Origin of the sequence: Pedobacter arcticus A12, from assembly GCF_000302595.1 — a bacterium.
Classification (GTDB): Bacteria; Bacteroidota; Bacteroidia; order Sphingobacteriales; family Sphingobacteriaceae; genus Pseudopedobacter; species Pseudopedobacter arcticus.
The window spans coordinates 283,025-303,738 of record NZ_JH947128.1 but is presented as its reverse complement, the minus strand read 5'-3'; the positions used below and the strand labels follow the sequence as shown (position 1 = coordinate 303,738).

Here is a 20,714-nt window from a genome sequence, read left to right as displayed (position 1 = left end):
ATGCAAACTCAGGTATTACATCGGGTTTTAATACAGACTTAAAATTAATAGACAATATATTTAAATAAAATTTTCAGAAAAATTTATGAAACAAGAGATTATATCGGTTGAAGCAAGCTCATTAAGTAAAAGAGACACCACTATATCTATTCTTATAGTTGGCGTTCTGTTTTTTATATTTGGCTTTGTAAGCTGGATTAATGCCATATTAATCCCATATTTTAAAATCGCCTGCGAGCTTACAAATTTCCAGTCTTATTTGGTGGCGTTTGCATTCTATATTTCTTATTTGGTAATGTCGGTGCCGTCTTCTTATCTGTTGAAAGCGGTAGGTTTCAAAAAAGGGATGATGTTTGGGTTTTGGACAATGGCAGTAGGGGCATTTTTGTTTGTGCCGGCTGCCTATCTACGTACTTATGAAATTTTTCTTTTAGGCTTATTTATACTAGGATCGGGCTTGGCAATTCTACAGACAGCAGCTAACCCATATATTACCATTTTAGGGCCCCAAAATAGAGCGGCGCAACGGATCAGTATTATGGGTATCTGTAATAAAGCGGCAGGTATTTTAGCGCCACTTTTGTTTGCTGCTGTAATTTTGCGTTCAACAGATAGTGAGTTGTTTAAGCAGATACCCTTAATGGGCGAAGTGGAGAAAGCTGCGGTACTAGATGAGTTGATTAGGCGAGTGATGGTTCCTTATGCCTGTGTTGGTGCCGTACTTTTTGGTCTCGGAGTCTTTGTAAGATATTCTCCTTTGCCAGAGATTGATACCGAACATGAAAGCGAAGAACTTGCAAGTGCAAACTCGGGCAAAACCAGTATTTTTCAGTTTCCACACCTTATTTTAGGAGCTGTTGCTATATTTCTTCATGTTGGTACGCAGGTCATTGCTATTGATACCATTATTGGTTACGCTGGTTCTATGAACATTCAGCTTATGGAAGCAAAAGTGTTTCCGTCATATACGCTATTTCTTACTATTTGCGGTTATTTATTGGGCATAGTTACTATTCCTCGTTTCATCAGTCAGGCGAATGCGTTGCGGATTTGTACCTTATTGGGACTTATATTCACACTCTGTATCATCTTTGCAAAGGGTAACATTACATTTTTGGGGCATACCGCCGATCTATCAATTTGGTTTATTGTTTTGCTTGGCTTCGCCAATTCATTGGTATGGGCGGGTATTTGGCCTTTAGCTTTAGATGGCTTAGGCAGGTATACAAAATTAGGTGCTTCCATCATGATCATGGGCTTGTCTGGAAATGCTGTTTTACCATTAGTTTATGGCTATTTTGCTGATACTGCCGGTTTACGCGATGCTTATTGGGTGCTGTTTCCATGTTATATCTACTTAGTTTTTTATGCAGTTAAGGGGCACAAACTAAGGCGCTGGAGCTAGATTCTATGTTGTGTTTATAGTGCTAGAATTTATTGTTCTGCGATGACTTGCATAAGTCAATGTATGGGCTGCTTTTTGATTCTTGGGATGAAAACAGAATAAGAAAAAGTAATAAAAGCAATTTTGTGTCAAAAAATAGAAAGTTAAAAATGAAAAGCTTCTCGCTTAAAAATGTAACGAGTTATATACTACTGGTAGTTATGGTGGCTTTATCTGGTTGCTCGGAAAACAAAACAGAAACACAAGATATTAGGCTCATAACTTTAGATCCTGGACATTTTCACGCTGGGTTAATTCAAAAATCAATGTTTGAAGGCGTTAATGACTCTGTATACGTATATGCGCCAGATGGTAAAGAAGTAAGGGCTCACTTATCACTAGTGGATAAATATAATACGCGGCCAGAAAACCCAACAAGTTGGAAGGAAACTGTATATCTAGGTGAAGATTATTTTTCTAAAATGCTGGAAGATAAAAAAGGCAATGTGGTAGTGTTGGCAGGAAACAATCAGAATAAGAGTGATTATATTCAAAAATCTGTTAGTGCAGGCTTAAATGTATTAGCAGATAAGCCTATGGCTATTAATGTAATAGGATTTAAGCAATTGGAAAAATCTTTCGCTCTTGCCAAAGAAAACAATGTAATGCTGTATGATATCATGACTGAGCGGTACAATATCATTAATGTCATCCAAAAAGAATTGATGAGTATGGATGATGTTTTTGGCGACTTAGAAAAAGGAACTACTGCAAAGCCAGCAATCGTAAAAGAAAGTGTGCATCATTTTTATAAACAGGTTTCTGGCTCGCCACTTATTAGACCGCTTTGGTATTATGATATAGCACAAGAAGGAGATGGTTTGGTAGATGTAACAACGCACATGGTCGATATAATCCAATGGACTTGTTTTCCTGATGTAGCATTGAATTATAAAAATGATATAAAGGTACTTAACGCAAAAAGATGGACTACCCCCATTACTTTAGCGCAGTATAAAAGTTCAACAAATGCTGATGCTTTTCCTGATTATTTATTAAAAGACGTTAAGGCTGGTTTATTAGAGGTTTATGCTAATGGGGAGATGAATTACACCCTCAAAGATGTTCATGCAAAGGTTTCTGTAACATGGAATTTTGAAGCGCCCAAGGGTGGTGGCGATACGCATTATTCTTTAACACGAGGAACCAAAGCAAACCTGATTGTAAAACAAGGTAAAGCCGAAAGTTATAAACCAGCTTTATTTATAGAGGCTGTTTCTAAAGATACTGACTATGAAAAAAATCTAAAAGAAAATTTCGCAAAGTTAGCAGAAACCTATCCTGGCGTTCAACTAAAAAAGCAATCCAATGGATGGCAAATAGTCATCCCCGAAAGTTACAATCAGGGGCATGAAAGTCAGTTTGCAGATGTAACAAACAAGTTTCTTAAATATTTGAAAAGCGGAAATATGCCATCGTGGGAAGTGCCAAATATGTTGGCGAAATATTATACCACTACCAAGGCTTTAGAAGTAGCATTAAAGTAGAAAACGTAAATAGGTGGTGTAAAGAAATCTCGGGAACCTTCATTTTTTTTGAACACTTATTTCCGTTTTAGGGAAAGGTGTAAGTTGCTTAGCGTGAATAGCACTTATTGAATTTAAAAATAATATCGAAATAAAATATAGTTAAAACCATTCAAATGAATAGCAAAAAAGGGATACTTCCATTCTTACTTAGTTTATTACTGTTTACAGCTTGTAGTAACAGTATACACAATAAAAACCAAGCAGTTTATTCTCCTAAATCCGACATGGATATATTTTTATTTATTGGTCAGTCTAATATGGGTGGAGTTGCACCAATAGGAGTATTGGATACGGTCACTTTGTCGGGTGTGTTACTTTTCAACGGTAGGAACGAATGGGAAAAAGCGAAAAATAACCTTGGGATATACGGTGGCTTAAATCGATACTCAACTTCAAATATTGGAAAAAAAGCACAGCTTAGTCCAGTATACACTTGCTCAAGAAAAATAGCACAAGTGACGGGGAAAAGTATTGGCGTTGTTTCTAATGCAAGAGGAGGAACAAGAATTTCTTGGTGGCAAAAAGGTTACAGTGGCGAGAACGATTTTGATTTGTATGAAAATGCCATTGCCCGAGCAAAAGCAGCTTTAGCCACCAAGCCTGGGTCAAAAATAAAAGGTATTTTTTGGCATCAGGGAGAAGGGGATAACTCTACACAAGCTAGTGCAGTTTATATGAAAGAACTTACTAGTCTGATAGCAGATTTACGCAAAGATTTAGGCGACAATACTATCCCTTTTATTGCTGGCGAAGTAGGTCAGTGGAAAAACAGGGGCATGGGGGTTAATCCGGTAATTAGAACGATTAAACAGAATATACCTTATACAGACTGGGTAAGCTCCAAAGGATTAACATCAATAAATTTACCAAAAAACGATCCACATTTCGACACTTATAGTCAACGGGTTTTCGGAGAACGCTATGCTGACAAAGCTTTAGAACTTATTTACCATATAAAAGCCGAGGGGCTTAGTTTATTTAGTGCTAGCAATTACGAAGGTCGGTCGGTTTTACTACGCCAAGGAAATTACTCTAATGTGGATTTAGAGCGTAAAGGAATTGAAGTTAAAGAAATTGCATCCATAAGATCAACAAAAAGTTATAAAGTACAGTTTGTTTCTTCATTAGGTAAAGTTGATGAAGCAAAGGGAGATGTTCCTGATTTGAAACTACCAGCAGATATTGTTGAACTTAGGATTATTAAGCGATAGTTTTTAAACCGGCATTTAATGGAGGGAAGTATTTCAGGAATACAAAGCAAGCATTAGGGATTTCGGTCTTTCCCATAATTAGTAGTTCAAAATACTTAATAGAGATTATCACAGTTGTAAGTTTACCTACCTAATTTTTTGTAGCAATACTTGCAGAACCTTGGTTTATAAACAGTTCTTGATTAGGTTAAAGTGGTAGGGAGTATTGGAGATAATATCATATTTAACGTTAATTCTATTTTTTTTACCAAAATAAAATACTAGTTTCGTTAACGTAACCGTAAAGCTTTTTTATGTTAGTGTAAAATAAATATGAAGAAATTTTTCTATATACTCTGTATCTGCTTGATTTCTTTAAGCAAGCATACTTTCGGCCAGCAAGATGATCAAAAGGACTTAGATATTTATATCCTGATGGGGCAGTCTAACATGGCAGGGCGAGGTGATATAACCGCTACTTACAAAGAACAGCAACACAATAGGGTAGTGATGTTAAATAAGGACAATAAGTGGGTTAAGGCCATGCACCCATTACATTTTGATAAGCCTAAAGTTGTTGGTGTAGGCCCAGGACTCTCCTTTGGTATAGCCATGGCAGAAGCCTATCCAAATAAGAAGATTGCACTTGTTCCTTGTGCAGTGGGCGGTACCGCCATTAGCAAATGGGTTCCTGGCGCTTACGATATGGGTACACAAACGCACCCATATGATGACGCGGTTAAGAGAATTAGATACGCCATGCACTACGGAACTATTAAAGGTGTTATTTGGCACCAAGGTGAAGGAGATAGTGGGTCCAAGTCGTCTCAGTATATAGATAACCTTACAGCGTTAATCGCTAGGATACGAAAAGAGATTGATAATCCTCAATTGCCATTTATTGTAGGAGAGTTGGGGACATTCAGAAGTACTTCCCACAATATTAACGATGTATTGCCACAGCTAGTTTCGAAGGTTTCTTATACGAATATTGTTTCCGCAGAAGGCTTGGTAGATAAAGGAGACAAAACGCACTTTGATAGCCCATCTGCTACAGAGTTAGGGAGACGTTTTGCTGTGGCAATGCTCCAGATACAAGGAGAAACCCCAATTGGTTTGAAGCGTAAGGAACAATCCAGGTTGAAAAAAAATAACAAAAAAGAATCAGAACTGCTGTTTGATGCTCATAATCCCAACAAAAATTGGAGAAGTATAAAGGGAAACAGTTTTCCTACCCAAGGTTGGAAGCTAGAAGAAGAAGTATTGACGTTATTGCCTGGGGGTAAAGGAGGGGATATTATTACGAGAGAGAAATTTTCGAATTTTGAGCTGGCTCTGGACTATAAACTTTCAGATTCTGCTAATACAGGTATAAAATATTTTGTTTCCGCTTTGGAAGATAGTAAGGGTAAATGGCAATTAAATGGTCCTGAATTCCAGTTGATTGACGACTTCAAACATGAATCGGTAAAGAATAACAAGAGTCCTGAAACCAGCACTGCGTCTTTGTACCTTTTATATGCACCAAAAGGTAAGAAATTAAGTAAGCCAGGCGAGTGGAATCAAATTAAAATTGTGGCAAAAGGAGATAAGGTTGAGCATTGGATTAACGGAAAAAGAGTGTTGAGTTACCAAAGAGGATCTAATGAGTTCAGAAAGCTGGTTTCGAAGACTAAGTTTAGCGATTATCAAACTCCTTACGGCGAGGCAAAAGAGGGTTATATTCTAATCCAAGACCACAAGGATCAGGCTTCTTTTCGAAATATTAGAATAACTAGAATCAAGTAGTGGTTGCTAAAAAGAGATAATCTAAAAAGAAAGCATTAGGTAGAAACTAGTTGATCACAGAGTTATTCCAAGTGATGTTGAGAAAACAAAAATTATGAGTGTTAATTGAAACGAAATATATGAGTAATAACAATAACCGTAGAAATTTCATCCGAACTATAGCTATCGGTGGCGCCGGAATAGGTGTCTCCGGATTGTTCAATCCGATTTTCGCAAAACCTTTTTCAACCGTAGAAACAGGTAAAAGAGTAGGGATAATTGGATTAGATACATCACATGCAGTAGCATTTACAAAAACTTTGAACGAAGGCAATGCCGATCCAGTTTATTTGGGTTATAAAGTGGTGGCGGCGTATCCTCACGGCAGTTTGGACATTAAAACAAGCGTAGATAGAATTCCAGGGTATGTTAAAGAAGTTAAAGAATTAGGGGTAGAAATTGTTTCTTCAATTGATGAATTATTAAAAAAGGTCGATGTGGTTCTTTTAGAAACCAATGACGGACGAAGGCACTTAGAGCAAGCGATTCCTGTGCTTAAAGCAGGGAAAAGGCTTTTCATAGATAAACCAATAACGGCTTCTTTAAAAGATGCAATTGAAATTTTTGGTGCGTCAAAAAAATATAACACGCCACTTTTTTCATCATCGTCATTACGCTATATGGACGGCATTGTAACGGTGAAAAGTGGAACAATAGGAAAGGTTTTAGGCGCACAAACGTACAGCCCCGCTATTTTTGAAAAAACGCATCCAGATTTCTTCTGGTATGGGATACACGGAATAGAAATGTTGTATGCTCTAATGGGTACGGGTTGTAAAGAAGTAACCAGAGTACATACTGAGGATTATGATGTAGTGACTGGAGTTTGGGAAGACGGTAGAATTGGAAGCTTTAGAGGCATAAGAGCTGGTAAAAAAGGTTATGGAGCTACTGTTTTCGGTGAAAAGAATATTGTTTCTTTTGACAAATACAGCGGTTACAACCCTTTACTTAAAGAGATTGTTAAGTTTTTTGATACTGGTATTTTACCTGTACCGCCAGAAGAAACATTAGAGATATGTGCTTTTATGGAAGCTGCGGATGAAAGCAGAAGGATGAAAGGGGCATCTGTAGAAATAAAAAATATTTACAACAAACTCAAGTAATTACTCTTAACTGGTAGTAAATGACCGAATTGAATTTTACATTTAAGGGTAAAATTCATCGATTTTTAATTAAATAATAACGGGTAAGTTTTTTGCTTACTTAACATTAATAAAAGCTGTGGGATCAAGATTTCTTAAGTTGGAGCCAAATAAATTGATAAATAGAGAAACGGAAAGTATAATTGGTTCCAAGTTAGAACACACTATAATGTGTGCTAATTTGAACATTCTTTCTGAAGAGATGGATCGTTTGGAAAAAGTGGAGTTAAAAAATGTGTCGTGGCCAAAGTATCAAAGTACGGCAAAAGCTAACTTTTCTATTGCGCATCAATCGGATCAACTAACAATAAAATTTCGCGTTACAGAGAAACACTTAAGTGTAAAGAACGCCGAGATTAATGGAGCAGTTAATAGAGATAATTGTGTGGAGTTTTTTGTGCAATTTCCAGATTGTGAAGAATATTATAATATTGAGTTTAATTGTTTGGGCGTAGGAAAAATCGGTTTTGGGAAATCTCGCTACGACCGATGGTTGCTTGACGAAACTTTAATTAAAAGTATAAAAATTGATTTACGATTAAGATACTGTGGTAGTATAATTAACAATAATCTAAATTGGGAGTTGCTATTGGTTATACCCCTAGAGTTTTTTTGTTATAACAAGATAAGTAGCTTTGATGGGATGCTATTGAGAGCAAATTTTTATAAATGTGGTGATGACTTGCCTGATCCACATTACTTAACTTGGAATAAAATTGAAACCCATGAGCCTGATTTTCATCAACCAGAATATTTTGGCGAAGTACAACTAGCTTAAATTAACGGTAGCAATAAATAAGAATTGTCAAAAAGACAAAAGAATTTAAACACTGCGAATAAAGCTAACTAAATGCTTCTCCCTCATTTTAGTAAGTTGCACTCAAGTCTTTTTCTACCCATACTTTCTTAAAACACTCAAATTATTATCATACTCATTATTAACAACCGGGTTCAAGTTATCGGATAATGGTGATAAATTGGTTCGTTCAGATAGATATTGCCATATTTTTTGGAAAAACATTTTGCAATCATAAAAAAACTCATATCTTCGTTAACGTAACCGTAAAATTATAAAACGTTCATTATGCTGATAAACAATGATTAATGTTTATCAGCATACCACAAAAAATAACCTGGAATTGGGGAATAGTATAAGGTGGTTTTTCTATAGGGAATAGCAATTTAGCAATCACTATAGTAAATACAATGTGCTTTATCTCAACAAACAATAATAATCGATTTAAATATAATATTATGCTGAAAGAGTTCAGAAAAGATAACCTAACGGTTAAAGTTTTCAACACAAGATTAGAAATGGGACAGACGGCTGCTACCGAAGTAGCAACGGTAATTGCTAAGCTACTTAAAGAAAAAGATACAATTAATGTTGTTTTTGCAGCTGCGCCATCGCAAAATGAATTTTTAAGTGCGCTGCTAGATAAAGATATCAATTGGTCGCGTATCAATGCATTCCATATGGATGAGTACATTGGTTTGCATGCTGATGCAACACAGGGATTTGCAAATTTTCTTAGGGAGAGGATATTTAATAAGGTCGATTTTAAAAGTGTGAACTGTTTAAATGGAAACTCCGAGGATGCAGAAAGGGAAGCCGAAAGATATGCTAAACTATTGGAACAATACCCTACGGATATCGCGTTGATGGGGATAGGGGAAAATACACATATCGCTTTTAATGATCCGCATGTAGCGGATTTTAATGACAGTAAACTCGTTAAAATTGTTGAATTGGATACAGCGTGTAGACAACAGCAGGTTAATGACGGGTGTTTTCAAGAAATTTCTGAAGTGCCAACTCACGCGTTAACTTTAACTGTTCCTGCTTTAGTTAGCGCAAAATACATTTTCTGCATGGTCCCTTCAGAGAAAAAGGCTCAGGCTATTTCTTATACGTTAAATGAGAATGTGAGTGCTAATTATCCTTCAACTATATTAAGAAACCATGAAAATGCGATTCTATATATAGACAAAGATAGTTCGTCACTTATTTAATTTAAAAAGCATGTTTAAAATGATAATATTAAAATCCAAAATATGGAGCCTGTCAGTATTTCTTATAATGCTGTCGGTAAATTTGGCGTTTGCACAGCCACCCGTAAAATCTGTTAACAATGATTTTAAAATCAAAGGTTTCCATCTCGATTTGAGAATCCAAGTGATGAAGCCTGAAGCTTTAAAAGCATTCGCATTGAAATTAAGTAAATCGGGGGTAAATACGCTGATTATGGAGTACGAAGCTACGTTCCCTTTTGAAAAGCACCCATTAATCCCTAACCGCTACGCCTATACAAAAAAAGAAATTGCAGACTTTGTTAAATACTGTTCAACTTTAGGTATTGATGTTATTCCCTTGCAACAAAGTTTTGGGCATGTTGAGTATATTCTAAGATTTCCGAAATACGCTAAACTGCGTGAGTCTAACAAAGACTATTCTCAGGTTAACCCGATGGAAGAAAAGCTAGCTCGGGAACTTTTCAAAGACCTTTTTACTGAAATGGCTGAACTTCATCCCTCCAAATATATCCATATAGGTTGTGATGAAACTAGACTATTAGGCTTTAGTCCTAAAAGTAAAGCTAAAATGGCTAAATATGGTGTGGGTAAGCTTTATGGAGATTATGTAAAGCTTATTTGTGATATTGTTTTGGAGATGGGTAAAACACCAGTACTTTGGGCAGATATAGCTTTAAAATATCCCGAGGCCTTAAAATCGTTACCTAAAGGAGTCGTTTTTGTTGATTGGAACTACGGATGGGATTTAAATAAGTTTGGTAACCATAAAAACCTAATGGAAAGTGGCTTTGAAGTTTGGGGAGCTCCGTCATTGCGCTCAAATCCAGATAATTACAACCTTACTACTTGGGAAAAGCATTTTAATAATATAAAAGACTTTATACCGCAGGCCAGAAACTTAGGATATACTGGGATGTTGATGACATCTTGGTCTACATCAGGGGTTTATTCTTACATGTACGAGAGTGGCTCGGATATTATTGATTTGTATGCGCTAAGAAGAGTTTATCCACTATCTGGTTTTAACATATTGTTAGCGGCATATTTGAAAGGGATGAATGAAACTCAGCCTTTAAATATTAACCAATTTGTTGAAGATTACACCAAAGAAACTTACGGTTTTGACAAAGAACAGTCAAGGCGTTTTTTTGATGCACTTATAGCTACTCCTTATCAAATAGCTCAAAGTAAGGTTGCTGGTGTAAAAGGTATGTCAATAAAACAATTATTAGATAGTGTTAAGCTACAGGAAAGTGTTTTTAATGATATTAAGCCGTCAAAGAATAAGGAGGAGTTTGAGCATTATAAGTTAATGGCTAGAACGAGAACGTTGTATGTGTCTTTTCAAGATATAGACCAGCGGGCAAATGATGCCGGTTTCACTGCAAGTCAAGCCTCATCTTTATTGCCCGAGCTTAAAGCCCTTATAGCAGAGACAAAGAAGTTGAATAAAAGGTATCTAAAGCTTAATGATAAAGAATTTTATAAATCGGAGTTACAGGTAGATAATGATTTGAGGATTGTGAAAATGCAATTATTATATGATCGGTTATCTGGAAATCGATAATGGTTTGTTTATCAAAAAATTAGACTAAGCAATACAAATAATGACGGATAATTCACTAAGTAGAAAATATTTTCTAATAGCAGTGCGATGACATTGGGTGGTTTGATGAAATTACGACTGCCGAATAAAGCTATTTTACCAAATAGCAAGGAGAATATACGGGTTGGAATAATCGGCTTGGATATTTCTTACGGCGTTAGTTTTGCTAAAATGTTGAACTCAGACGATCCACTTTTTTCTGGACTTCGTGTAGTAGCTGCTTATCCAAAGGGAAGTGAGAAAATACCCCTAAGTGTGTCGAGAATTGATGGTTATACCAAGGAGATTCAGCAATACGGAGTCCAAATTGTAAAATCTATTAAACAACTATTGCGTAAAGTTGATGCTGTAATTATTGTTTCAAATGATGGCACTATCCGTTTAAGTCAAGCACTTGAAGTGATTAGAGCTAAAAAGCCGTTGTTTATGGGTAAGCCAGCTGCGGCCTCTTTAAAAGATGTAATCAAAATTTATAAAGAAGCAAAAAAGCACAAAGTACCTGTTTTTTCATCTTCGTCTATGCGATATTTTGAGAATGCAAAACATATTTCTACAGAGAAAAGTGGCAAAGTATTAGGCGCAGAAACTTACAGCCCCGCAATATTAGAACCCACTCACCCTGATTTTTTTTGGTATGGGATTCACGGTATAGAGATGTTATATACTGTATTAGGAACCGGATGCAAATCGGTTTACAGAACACATACACAAGATACAGACCTTGTAACAGGTGTTTGGTCTGATGGTAGAATTGGTGTTTTTAGAGGAATAAGATCGGGTAAGAAAGGGCATGGAGGTAACGCATTTTGTGAAAAGGATATTGTTTCTCTTATATCATCAAAAGAGGCCAACAAGCATTTACTAATAGAAATTACAAAATTTTTAAAAACCAAACAGCCTCCTATTAGTGCTGATGAAACCATTGAGATTTATGCATTTATGCAAGCCGCAGATGAAAGTAAGAGGCTAAATGGAAAGCCAGTGACTATTGAAGAAGTAATAATTAAAGCGAAAATTGAAATTTAAAATAATACGCAATGTCAGATAATTCAATAAGTAGAAGAAAATTTGTCGCTGGTAGCGCTATAGCTTTAGGCGGTTTAATCACAATGGATTTGCCCTTGTTTGGTCAAACAGTATCGGCTAGCAATGGGGTTAATATTGGGATAGTAGGAACAGGGAAAAGAGGGCTTGGCTTAATTAATACGATTGGGCAAATTCCCGGATTGAATATAGTCGCTTGTTGTGATATTATTCCAGAAAACCTAAGTGCCGCCATATCAAAAGCGGGCAGTAAGGCAAAAGCCTATACAGACTATGAGAAGTTTTTGGCTAATAAGAGTATAGATGCGGTAATTATTTCTACCCCACTGTACGAGCATTATCCAATGGCAGTAGCAGCACTTTCTGCCAAAAAACACGTGTATTCCGAAAAGTCTATGGCATTTACTATTGCTCAATCTTTAGATTTGGTAAAACGGGTTAGAGCTAGTGGTTTGGTATACCAAGTTGGTTTCCAATATAGAAATTACCCGCTATACCATAAAGTTAAACAAGCGATAGACGAAGGTTGGATTGGAGATAATTATAGTATTGAGTGTCAGTACAATAGGAATTCAGACTGGCGCTATCCTGTTAGTGATCCAAAGTTAGAACGGATAATCAATTGGAGGTTATATAATGATCTTTGTGGAGGGCCTTTGTCTGAGCTTTGTGCGCATCAAATTGATATGGTAGGCTACTTAACTGGCAGTCAACCGACTAAAGCAATCGGTATAGGTGGGATAGATCGGAAAGATGGTCGCACTACTCAGGATAACGTAAGGACTATTTACGAATATCAAAACGGTGTTAAAGCAACTTATACTTCTCTTTTAGGAAATGCATTTAACGGTTATCAGATCAAAATCTTAGGGAACGATGCTACGATAGAAATCGGCAGGAATAATGCCTACATCTACGGAGAATCTAAAAAGAATGCTTTAGGGACTGTTGACGGTGTAACTGGTGCTACCATAACCAATGCTACGCAAGGGAAAAAAGTCTTGATCGATTATCTTAAACCTGGAGAAAAAGATGTGGAGCCAACTATAAATGCATTAAATAACTTCTTAGACTGTGTAGTTAATAATAAAAAGCCAGTGTCAAACGTGGACACAGGAAGGGATTCTGCAATAGCTATTTGTATGGGCTTAAATGCTATGAGTACAAGCGAAATGCAATATTGGAAGCCAGAGTATTCAATCTAGTTTATTTGCTTAAAGGTTGGTTTTTTATAAAGTAAAAATCTAACGGTTGTCGTATATAAAATGAGAAAACACTATCCATTTTTTATCTTTTTTCTGATTTCTAGCTTTTCTTTTGCACAAGGAAAGTGGACGGGTAATGCGAAAACTTGGCGTTATGATTTAAACGGTCCAAGAACAGTATATCCAGAGAAAATGTCTGGGGAAGGATGGATAAGCAACATAAGCTCTACGCATCCACGTTTATTTATAAACAGCGGTATGTTGCCGCATTTTAAAACTTACGTATTAAACAACCAGCAAACTAGCTTTAATAGTTTGGTTAGAGAGGTTGATTTATTACCTAACGATGCGCCAGTTCTTTTTAAGACAACCATGGTTAACCAACTCCCGTCGGGAGAATGGGTGCCAAAAGACAAAAGCTCAGCGGGTATTTCTTATTTCGTTTATAATGGAGGCGCTGAGGCTGTAAAGGCCGCATTGGCATACGTTGTAAAAGGAGATGTAAAATATCTTTCTAAGGCAAAAGCTTATCTCAGATTGTTCAACGATGTATTGTTATGGACAGCAAAGAATGAGTTGAAGATGGAGCACACCGGTTATTCGCGGATCAATGCATTTGTAGCGTATGATTGGATAAGCAGTGCTTTGACCCAAAAAGAAAAGCAAGATTTACTTGGACCTATGCTGGATTACACAAAGAAAGCACAGCGTAATGGAGAGTTTAAATTTAAGAGAACATTTGGCGGACCTATAGACGGTAATTACGGCGAAGAATCGCTGACTTGGTATGCAGGATTAGCAGCGTACGGAGAAGGGGTGGATAATGTATTGGCAGAAAAATTTTTAAAAGAAGGTGCAGAGTTATTTGTGGCGATGTTAAATTACAGAGAGGCTACTTCTGCTGGCACAGGACTTCTTTCTGCAGCTACTGTAACTTATTCGTTTGGAGATTACCCGCATTCTACCTTCAATTTTATGAATACCTGGAAATCGGCATTCAATGAAGATTTATCTACAAAATGGACCCAAATGTTGGCTTACCCAACCTGGTTTGATTGGGCAAAGATCAAGCTAGTGAATGGTAAAATGCTGTATCATGGAATAGGGGATCTTGCGCATGCAGATAACCTTTTCAGCATTCCAGAAGTTTATGCGCACTGTGCGCAAATCAGTCATATATACGCACAGAGCGCACCTTCTAAGGTGCCCTATATTTACTCGCTGATGAATGAGCTCTCAGCAGCGGGTGCCAGAGAAAGTATTGGTGGAAGTAAGTTTCCATTTCTGCCTTACATATTAACAGAGTTTGATGAAAGTAAGGTTAATGGCAGTCAAAAAAAAACGGCACTTCCCTATTTTTATTCTCCTAATTATGGCTTATTGTTAATGCGTTCAGGCGAGCGAAGTAATGACACCTATGCGAGCTTTAGGTTTGGGGCAACCATAGGCAATCACCAACATTATGATGAGCTTAGTTTTATCATTTATAAAAATAATTTTTTGGCAATAGATGCAGGAAGTCGTATAACTACTGCTCACCACCATAATTTTGCGGCGCAAAGCGTAGCACATAATACCATACTTATACATCAGCCAGAGGAACCAATGCCTTATTTCTGGAAGCCAACTGGTTTTCAGGATGATGGCCATACGTATTATAACCACGGCGGGCAAAATGTAAAAGACAAAGCAAAAGCCTTAGCCTTAATTAGTCAAGATGACTTTATCTATGCCGTAGGAGACGCAACAAAAAGTTATTCAGCACAAAAATCAAAAGAGGTAGTTAGACAGTTTCTTTACTTAAAGCCAAATTTATTTGTGATTTATGATCGGGTGGTTTCTGTGAATCCAGATCAAAAGAAAGAGTTTGTTTTACACTTTCAGAATGAACCCTTTTTATCTTCTTCTTCTAAGGAGTGGGGTAGTGTAAATGGCGGAGAGTTAATGGTGAAAACTATTTTACCGGTAAATCCTGTTTTTAATGTAGTTGGGGGTGTTGGTAGGGAGTTTGAAGCCTCTGGGCGAAATTGGGAATTACCTGGTGGAGACACTTGGGATGCTTCTATGAAACTCACTGGAAAGTGGAGGGTAGAAGTTAGCGATACAGACCAGCGAGAGCGGACAAATTTTTTACATGTACTTCAAACTAATTATACAAGCTCTAAAGAGCTTGTAAAAACCACTTTTGTTCAAACTGCGAGTAACAACGATATTTTAACTTTGTCCGAAGCTAACGGTACCATCTGGGTATTAACTTATAACCGAGCTAGTAATGTTGGTTTAACCATAGAGAAGCGAGATAAGGATAAACAAATATATAAACGAGAACTAACCAACACTGTAGAAACCCTGAATTAAGACAAATTAGTATTGTAATTCTCTTGTGCAAGTGTTAGATATTACATTTTAATTAATATTAATGTTGAAAAAATTTGTATTAGAGATTATTTACGAATATATTGCGGGTACGTAAACCAAACGAGTTAAACCTTTATAATAAATTTTTTTTAGTCAATTGTTAAGCATGTGTTGCTATGCATGTTTGACTTTAATTACAAAAAAACCTAAACCAATAATTATGTACAAAAAGAAAAAGTGGTGTAAATTGTTGCGCTCATTAGCAATAGCCAACAGCCTCATTCTGTTAGTGTCTGTTGCTTCTTTCGCTCAGGCCAAAAAAGCGGTTAATGGCCGGGTTTTCGATGCTAAATCGAACGAGACCTTACCTGGCGTTTCTGTAAAAGTTAAAACAGGGAATAGCACAACAATTACAGATGGGAACGGTAACTTTAGTATCCAGGCTAAAACAACAGATGTTTTAGTGTTTACCTCTATCGGTTATGAAAGCCAGGAAGTAAAGGTTGGTAGTCAAGGTATACTTACTGTAAATCTAGAATCTAGTGCAAGGTCTTTACAGGAGGTAGTGGTAGTAGGTTACGGAACAGTAAAAAAAGAAGATTTAACGGGTTCTGTAGGTATAGTTCGTGTTGAACAACTGGAACAAGCCCCTGTAATGTCTTTTGAGCAGGCATTAGCTGGTAGAATAGCGGGGGTACAGGTGAGTGCATCGGGCGGTCAACCAGGGGATGAAGGCATTAGCGTGGTAATACGTGGTGCTGGATCTTTAACACAAGATGTTTCTCCGTTGTATGTAGTAGATGGATTTGCTAATGAGAATTTTGATCCTTCCACGCTGAACACAAATGATATTGAATCTATCAATATTTTGAAGGATGCGTCCGCTATTGCGATATATGGTGCTAGAGCTTCTAACGGAGTTGTAGTTGTTGAAACCAAGAAAGGAAAAGTTGGGCAACCCGTAGTTTCTTATAATGGGTCTTTCGGAACACAAGAAATTGTAGAACGCTTAGAGGTAATGCAACCCTACGAGTTTGTAAAATACCAGATTGAAAAAGGACGAGGAGCGCCTTATTTAACAGATGGTAGAACATTAGACGATTATATTGGAAAAAAAGGCGTAGACTGGCAAGACCAAGTATTAAGAACAGGCAAAAGTTATATCAACAATTTAGCCATAAGAGGTGGCGCCGGCGGTACGAGATATTCTATTTCGGGATCCCTTTATAATAACGACGCTATTTTGATCAATACTGGTCAGGATAGGTACCAAGGAAGAGTGTCTTTAAGCCAAGAAGTAAATAAAAAGATTTCAACGGGGATCAACTTAAATTATTCTCAACGGAGTAATTATGGTAGCCAGGCGGCAGTTGCCGGTGGTAGCAGTTCTGCTGTATCTTCTTATTTGTTATACGCGGTGTTAGGATACCGACCAGTGACTGGGAGATTTGATTATACCGAGGATGACTTGTTAGACGAAATCGTTGATGAGGATATTGATCTTAACAACGATTATCGTGTAAATCCGGTACTGGACATAAAAAACGAATATAACAAAAGATCGTGGGGCAATTTGGTAACCAATGCTTACGTAGATTATAAGCTAAATAAACAGTGGACCTTTAAAACAACAGGGTCTATCAATAATCTTAACTCTGATAGAGAGTATTTCTATAACTCTGAAACACGTAGGGGGAATGAAAGATATCCTGGAAACGTGAGAGGGCAATGGGGCGGTAAATCTTATTCTGAAAGATTTACTTGGTCTAATGAGAATACATTGACCTATAAGAATACCTTCAATAAAAAACATAATGTGGACGGTTTATTGGGTTTTTCAAATCAACATTCCAAAACTACATCAGGAGGCTTTATCGGGATAAATTCGCCTGATGAAACCAAGGGAATAGATGGTTTAGGCGCTGGTGAGGCATATACCATTGATGGTGGTGCATCTGAGTATGCTTTACAATCTTTCTTCGGAAGAGCCAATTATAATTATAAGTCTAAATACTTTTTAACAGCAACCATGCGAGCCGATGGTTCTTCAAGGTTTGCTCCGGGTCACAAATGGGGCTATTTCCCTTCTGGAGCGTTCGCGTGGAGAATGTCTAAAGAAAGTTTTATGAAGGATATTAAAGCTATCTATGATGCTAAATTGAGAATTAGCTATGGCTTTACGGGAAACAACCGAGTTTCAGATTATGCTTATATAGATTTATTAGAATTTTCTCAAAGTCAGGCGTCTTACTCTTGGGGAAACAATTCGCCAACTTTAGGAGCGTATAATTCAAAACTGGGTAATCGTTTTTTAAAGTGGGAAACTACAGAGCAGTTTGATATTGGTTACGATTTAGCATTATTTAAAAATAAGCTAGAGTTGGTTGTTGATTATTATACCCGTACCACGCATGATCTATTATTGAACTCAAATATGCCTTACCATACAGGTTATGATCGAGTTTATAAAAATATTGGAGAGTTGCGTAATAACGGTGTAGAGGTAACATTAAATACTGTAAACTTTGATAATAAAAAGTTTAAATGGGAGTCGAGCTTTAACATTGCTTTCAATAACAACAAAATATTAAGTCTTGCAGACGGAGAAAACATCTGGTTGCAAAATGTTTCGTGGAACAACGCTTACATCAATACACCATTGTACATAGCAGAAGTAGGTCAGCCTGCCGGTCAAATGTTTGGTTATGTTTGGGAGGGTAACTACCAATACAGTGATTTTGAAGATGATGGATCTGGAGTGTACACTACATTAAAGCCAGGCGTTCCGTTTAACAACCCAGATGGCAAAGCTGTTGAACCTGGTGATATCAAATACCGTGATTTAAACGGAGACGGTTTTGTTGATGATAAGGATAGGACAATTATAGGCAGAGGAACCCCAATTCATAGTGGTGGTTTATACAATAGTTTTGCCTATAAAGGGTTTAAACTTGGTGTGCTGTTACAATGGACGTATGGAAATGATATCGTAAACGCCAATAAAATTATGTTTGAAGGTACAACAGCCAACAACCTAAACCAGTTCCAGAGTTATGCAAATAGATGGTCGCCAGAAAATCAAACCAATGAGAACTATCGGACTAACGGACAAGGTCCAACGGCTCGTTACTCTACAAAATATATCGAAGATGGTTCGTTCTTAAGATTGAAAACAATTGAGTTAGGGTATTATGTGACTAAGAAGTTTCTTTCAAAATACAAAATTTCTTCGTTGGGATTAACAGCCTCAGCACAGAACTTGGCTGTGTGGAGCAACTATTCTGGGTATGATCCAGAAGTTTCTACAAGAAGTGGTGTTCTTACACCTGGTTTTGATTTTTCAGCTTATCCGCATTCTAGAACTGTTGTATTAGGGTTAAGAGTTGTTCTTTAACAAAAAAATAAAATTTATTATGAGCGCTATAAAAGGAATAAAAGTATTAACAGCGGTATTAATTGCGATTTCATTTGTTTCATGTCAGAAATTTCTGGAAAACGAACCGCTTACCGAAAATTCGCTAGAGACTTTTTATCGAGATGGTAAACAAGTTAAAGCAGCTTTAGCGGGGGTTTATGATCGCTTAGCAAGATCTGAAACTTATGGTGACCAGATGCAAGGAAGAATGGGATTAGAAGGAGATGACTCGTATTACCGCGCCACCGCTTCTGAAGGGGTCGCAGTCAATTTATCTTATGGCTCAGATCCAAACGTTGCAAAAAACTGGAGGTTTTGGTATGACGGGATAAACCGGGCTAACCTACTTTTAGAAAATTTGAATAAAGCCGAGATGGATAGCACAGAAAGAACTGTGGTAAAAGGCGAAGCACTTTTTCTAAGAGGTTATTATCATTTTATGTTAGTGAAATTATGGGGTGATGTGCCACTAATGACTAAATCAATAGATAATGCCTTAGAGGTGTACGCAGAACGTACCCCTGCTGTACAAGTTTATCAGCAAATAGAAAAAGACATGATTGAGGCGGAGGGCTTGGTAAGAACTGCACAGGAAGTTGGATACGGAGGACGTGTTAGTAAATCAGCGGTGCGTGGTATTTTGGCTCGTGTGTATTTACATTGGGCAGGTTTTCCAATTAAAGATGTGACCAAATATCAAGATGCTCGTGACTGGGCTTATAAAGTGATGAAACCAGATCCGAAAGACGGGTTCCAACATGCGTTAAATCCATCTTACGAAGATGTTTTTATCAAACATTGTACAAACCAGTATGATATTAAAGAGTCCATATGGGAAGTGGAATTTTACGGTAATGGAACAACAGACAATGGTTATTCTGAAACTGGGAGAATAGGAAGTAATAATGGAATCCTGTTCAGTGGTGATGACCCAAATGGAAAATATATCTACAGTTATGCGTATGTGTTAACTAATGCTCGTACGTGGTATACTTTTGAGAATCCAGACGATGTTATCTCTAAAGATGAAAGACGTGACTGGTCCATATCTAACTATACGACAGCGAATGTTACTGGCTATCCAGGGGTAGTTGAAACAGCCATTCCAATCACAACAAAATTAGGCAGAGCGAGTGGCAAATGGCGTAGAGAATTAGAGGTTGTTCTTCCGAAGTTCAAAAATGCTGGATCAATTAACTTTCCTTTATTGCGCTATTCTGATGTATTGTTGATGTTTGCTGAAGCCGAAAACCAAATTCATAGTGGCCCTACTTCTGATGCAATTGCAGCAGTAAATGAGGTTAGAAGAAGAGCTTATGGAAAAGATTTAGCAGCAGAAAGCATTAGATTTGTAAGTATCTCAAACCCTGGAGCCAACTATACTGCGGCGCCAACCGTAACAGTAAGTGGCGGTGGCGGTAGTGGAGCAGAGTTGCAAGCATTTGTACATCCCACAACTTTTAAACTAACTCATATAAAAGTACTTAAGCCAGGGTCAGGGTATACAAGTGTACCTACAATTACCATTTCTGGTGGTGGTGGTACATCTGGGGCTGGCGTGGCAGTTTTAAGTCAAAGAAGAACATCTACTTACATGCTGGATCAAAATATTTATGGAGGTTATGAAAAATTTCAAGAATATATTGAACAAGAAAGAACCCGAGAGTTATGTTTTGAAGGTTTGAGAAAAGGTGATTTAGTTAGATGGGGTAAATACTTGGATTATATGGAGAGAGCTAAAAATGATCTGATATTTGGTGATGCAACTTTAGGAATAGCGGCTACTTCGTTAACAAGCAATGCCGTGAAGTATTTTCAAAATGTTTCTCAAAAGGATTTGTTATGGCCTATTCCTACTTATGAAATGGCGCTAAATAAAGGATTGAAAACCCAAAATTACGGATACTAAAATATTAG

The 20,714-nt window shown here is 37.1% G+C and carries 13 protein-coding genes; all 13 read left to right on the top strand.

Translation table 11 applies throughout. From position 1 onward, the window contains the following. Positions 1–85 precede the first annotated feature (85 nt). The 13 genes from B176_RS0117185 to B176_RS0117125 all read left to right on the top strand — a co-directional run bounded on the left by B176_RS0117185 (position 86) and on the right by B176_RS0117125 (position 20,706). Complete coding sequence (locus tag B176_RS0117185) at positions 86–1,405, top strand: sugar MFS transporter (protein WP_017260075.1); 1,320 nt, start codon at positions 86–88, stop codon at positions 1,403–1,405. A 149-nt stretch (positions 1,406–1,554) separates the two neighbouring features. Further along, a complete protein-coding gene (locus tag B176_RS0117180) occupies positions 1,555–2,931 on the top strand; it encodes a putative oxidoreductase C-terminal domain-containing protein (protein ID WP_026063419.1) in 1,377 nt (458 codons plus the stop codon). A gap of 155 nt (positions 2,932–3,086) precedes the next feature. Next, positions 3,087–4,184 (top strand): sialate O-acetylesterase, encoded by a 1,098-nt coding sequence (locus B176_RS19905; RefSeq protein WP_154648031.1) that lies wholly within the window; start codon positions 3,087–3,089, stop codon positions 4,182–4,184. 312 nt (positions 4,185–4,496) lie between these two features. Further along, complete coding sequence (locus B176_RS20470) at positions 4,497–5,951, top strand: sialate O-acetylesterase (protein ID WP_083852744.1); 1,455 nt, start codon at positions 4,497–4,499, stop codon at positions 5,949–5,951. 119 nt (positions 5,952–6,070) lie between these two features. Next, a complete protein-coding gene (locus tag B176_RS0117165; RefSeq protein ID WP_017260071.1) occupies positions 6,071–7,096 on the top strand; it encodes a Gfo/Idh/MocA family protein in 1,026 nt (341 codons plus the stop codon). Positions 7,097–7,304: 208 nt separating this feature from the next. Next, the gene (locus tag B176_RS0117160; protein ID WP_154648030.1) at positions 7,305–7,913 is read left to right on the top strand and encodes a carbohydrate-binding family 9-like protein; all 609 of its coding nucleotides are present in this window, start codon (positions 7,305–7,307) and stop codon (positions 7,911–7,913) included. 476 nt (positions 7,914–8,389) lie between these two features. Continuing rightward, positions 8,390–9,148: a glucosamine-6-phosphate deaminase gene (locus tag B176_RS0117155; RefSeq protein ID WP_017260069.1), complete on the top strand. Its 759-nt coding sequence runs from the start codon at positions 8,390–8,392 to the stop codon at positions 9,146–9,148. 67 nt (positions 9,149–9,215) lie between these two features. Further along, entirely contained in the window at positions 9,216–10,736 is a 1,521-nt protein-coding gene (locus B176_RS0117150) for a beta-N-acetylhexosaminidase (protein WP_017260068.1), read from the top strand. A gap of 87 nt (positions 10,737–10,823) precedes the next feature. Next, a complete protein-coding gene (locus tag B176_RS0117145; protein ID WP_017260067.1) occupies positions 10,824–11,801 on the top strand; it encodes a Gfo/Idh/MocA family protein in 978 nt (325 codons plus the stop codon). Between the two features lie 11 nt (positions 11,802–11,812). Next, complete coding sequence (locus B176_RS0117140) at positions 11,813–13,024, top strand: Gfo/Idh/MocA family protein (RefSeq protein ID WP_017260066.1); 1,212 nt, start codon at positions 11,813–11,815, stop codon at positions 13,022–13,024. A 60-nt stretch (positions 13,025–13,084) separates the two neighbouring features. Then, positions 13,085–15,382, top strand: a complete 2,298-nt coding sequence (locus B176_RS0117135) for a heparinase II/III domain-containing protein (RefSeq protein WP_017260065.1) — start codon at positions 13,085–13,087, stop codon at positions 15,380–15,382. Positions 15,383–15,602: 220 nt separating this feature from the next. Next, positions 15,603–18,776, top strand: a complete 3,174-nt coding sequence (locus B176_RS0117130) for a SusC/RagA family TonB-linked outer membrane protein (protein WP_085997938.1) — start codon at positions 15,603–15,605, stop codon at positions 18,774–18,776. A 19-nt stretch (positions 18,777–18,795) separates the two neighbouring features. Next, positions 18,796–20,706: a RagB/SusD family nutrient uptake outer membrane protein gene (locus B176_RS0117125; RefSeq protein ID WP_017260063.1), complete on the top strand. Its 1,911-nt coding sequence runs from the start codon at positions 18,796–18,798 to the stop codon at positions 20,704–20,706. The last annotated feature ends 8 nt before the right edge of the window (positions 20,707–20,714 follow it).

Coding starts and splice junctions, on each gene's coding strand:
- B176_RS0117185 (WP_017260075.1), top strand. CDS start 86: ATGAAACAAGAGATTATATCGGTTGAAGCAAGCTCATTAAGTAAAAGA.
- B176_RS0117180 (WP_026063419.1), top strand. CDS start 1,555: ATGAAAAGCTTCTCGCTTAAAAATGTAACGAGTTATATACTACTGGTA.
- B176_RS19905 (WP_154648031.1), top strand. CDS start 3,087: ATGAATAGCAAAAAAGGGATACTTCCATTCTTACTTAGTTTATTACTG.
- B176_RS20470 (WP_083852744.1), top strand. CDS start 4,497: ATGAAGAAATTTTTCTATATACTCTGTATCTGCTTGATTTCTTTAAGC.
- B176_RS0117165 (WP_017260071.1), top strand. CDS start 6,071: ATGAGTAATAACAATAACCGTAGAAATTTCATCCGAACTATAGCTATC.
- B176_RS0117160 (WP_154648030.1), top strand. CDS start 7,305: ATGTGTGCTAATTTGAACATTCTTTCTGAAGAGATGGATCGTTTGGAA.
- B176_RS0117155 (WP_017260069.1), top strand. CDS start 8,390: ATGCTGAAAGAGTTCAGAAAAGATAACCTAACGGTTAAAGTTTTCAAC.
- B176_RS0117150 (WP_017260068.1), top strand. CDS start 9,216: ATGCTGTCGGTAAATTTGGCGTTTGCACAGCCACCCGTAAAATCTGTT.
- B176_RS0117145 (WP_017260067.1), top strand. CDS start 10,824: ATGACATTGGGTGGTTTGATGAAATTACGACTGCCGAATAAAGCTATT.
- B176_RS0117140 (WP_017260066.1), top strand. CDS start 11,813: ATGTCAGATAATTCAATAAGTAGAAGAAAATTTGTCGCTGGTAGCGCT.
- B176_RS0117135 (WP_017260065.1), top strand. CDS start 13,085: ATGAGAAAACACTATCCATTTTTTATCTTTTTTCTGATTTCTAGCTTT.
- B176_RS0117130 (WP_085997938.1), top strand. CDS start 15,603: ATGTACAAAAAGAAAAAGTGGTGTAAATTGTTGCGCTCATTAGCAATA.
- B176_RS0117125 (WP_017260063.1), top strand. CDS start 18,796: ATGAGCGCTATAAAAGGAATAAAAGTATTAACAGCGGTATTAATTGCG.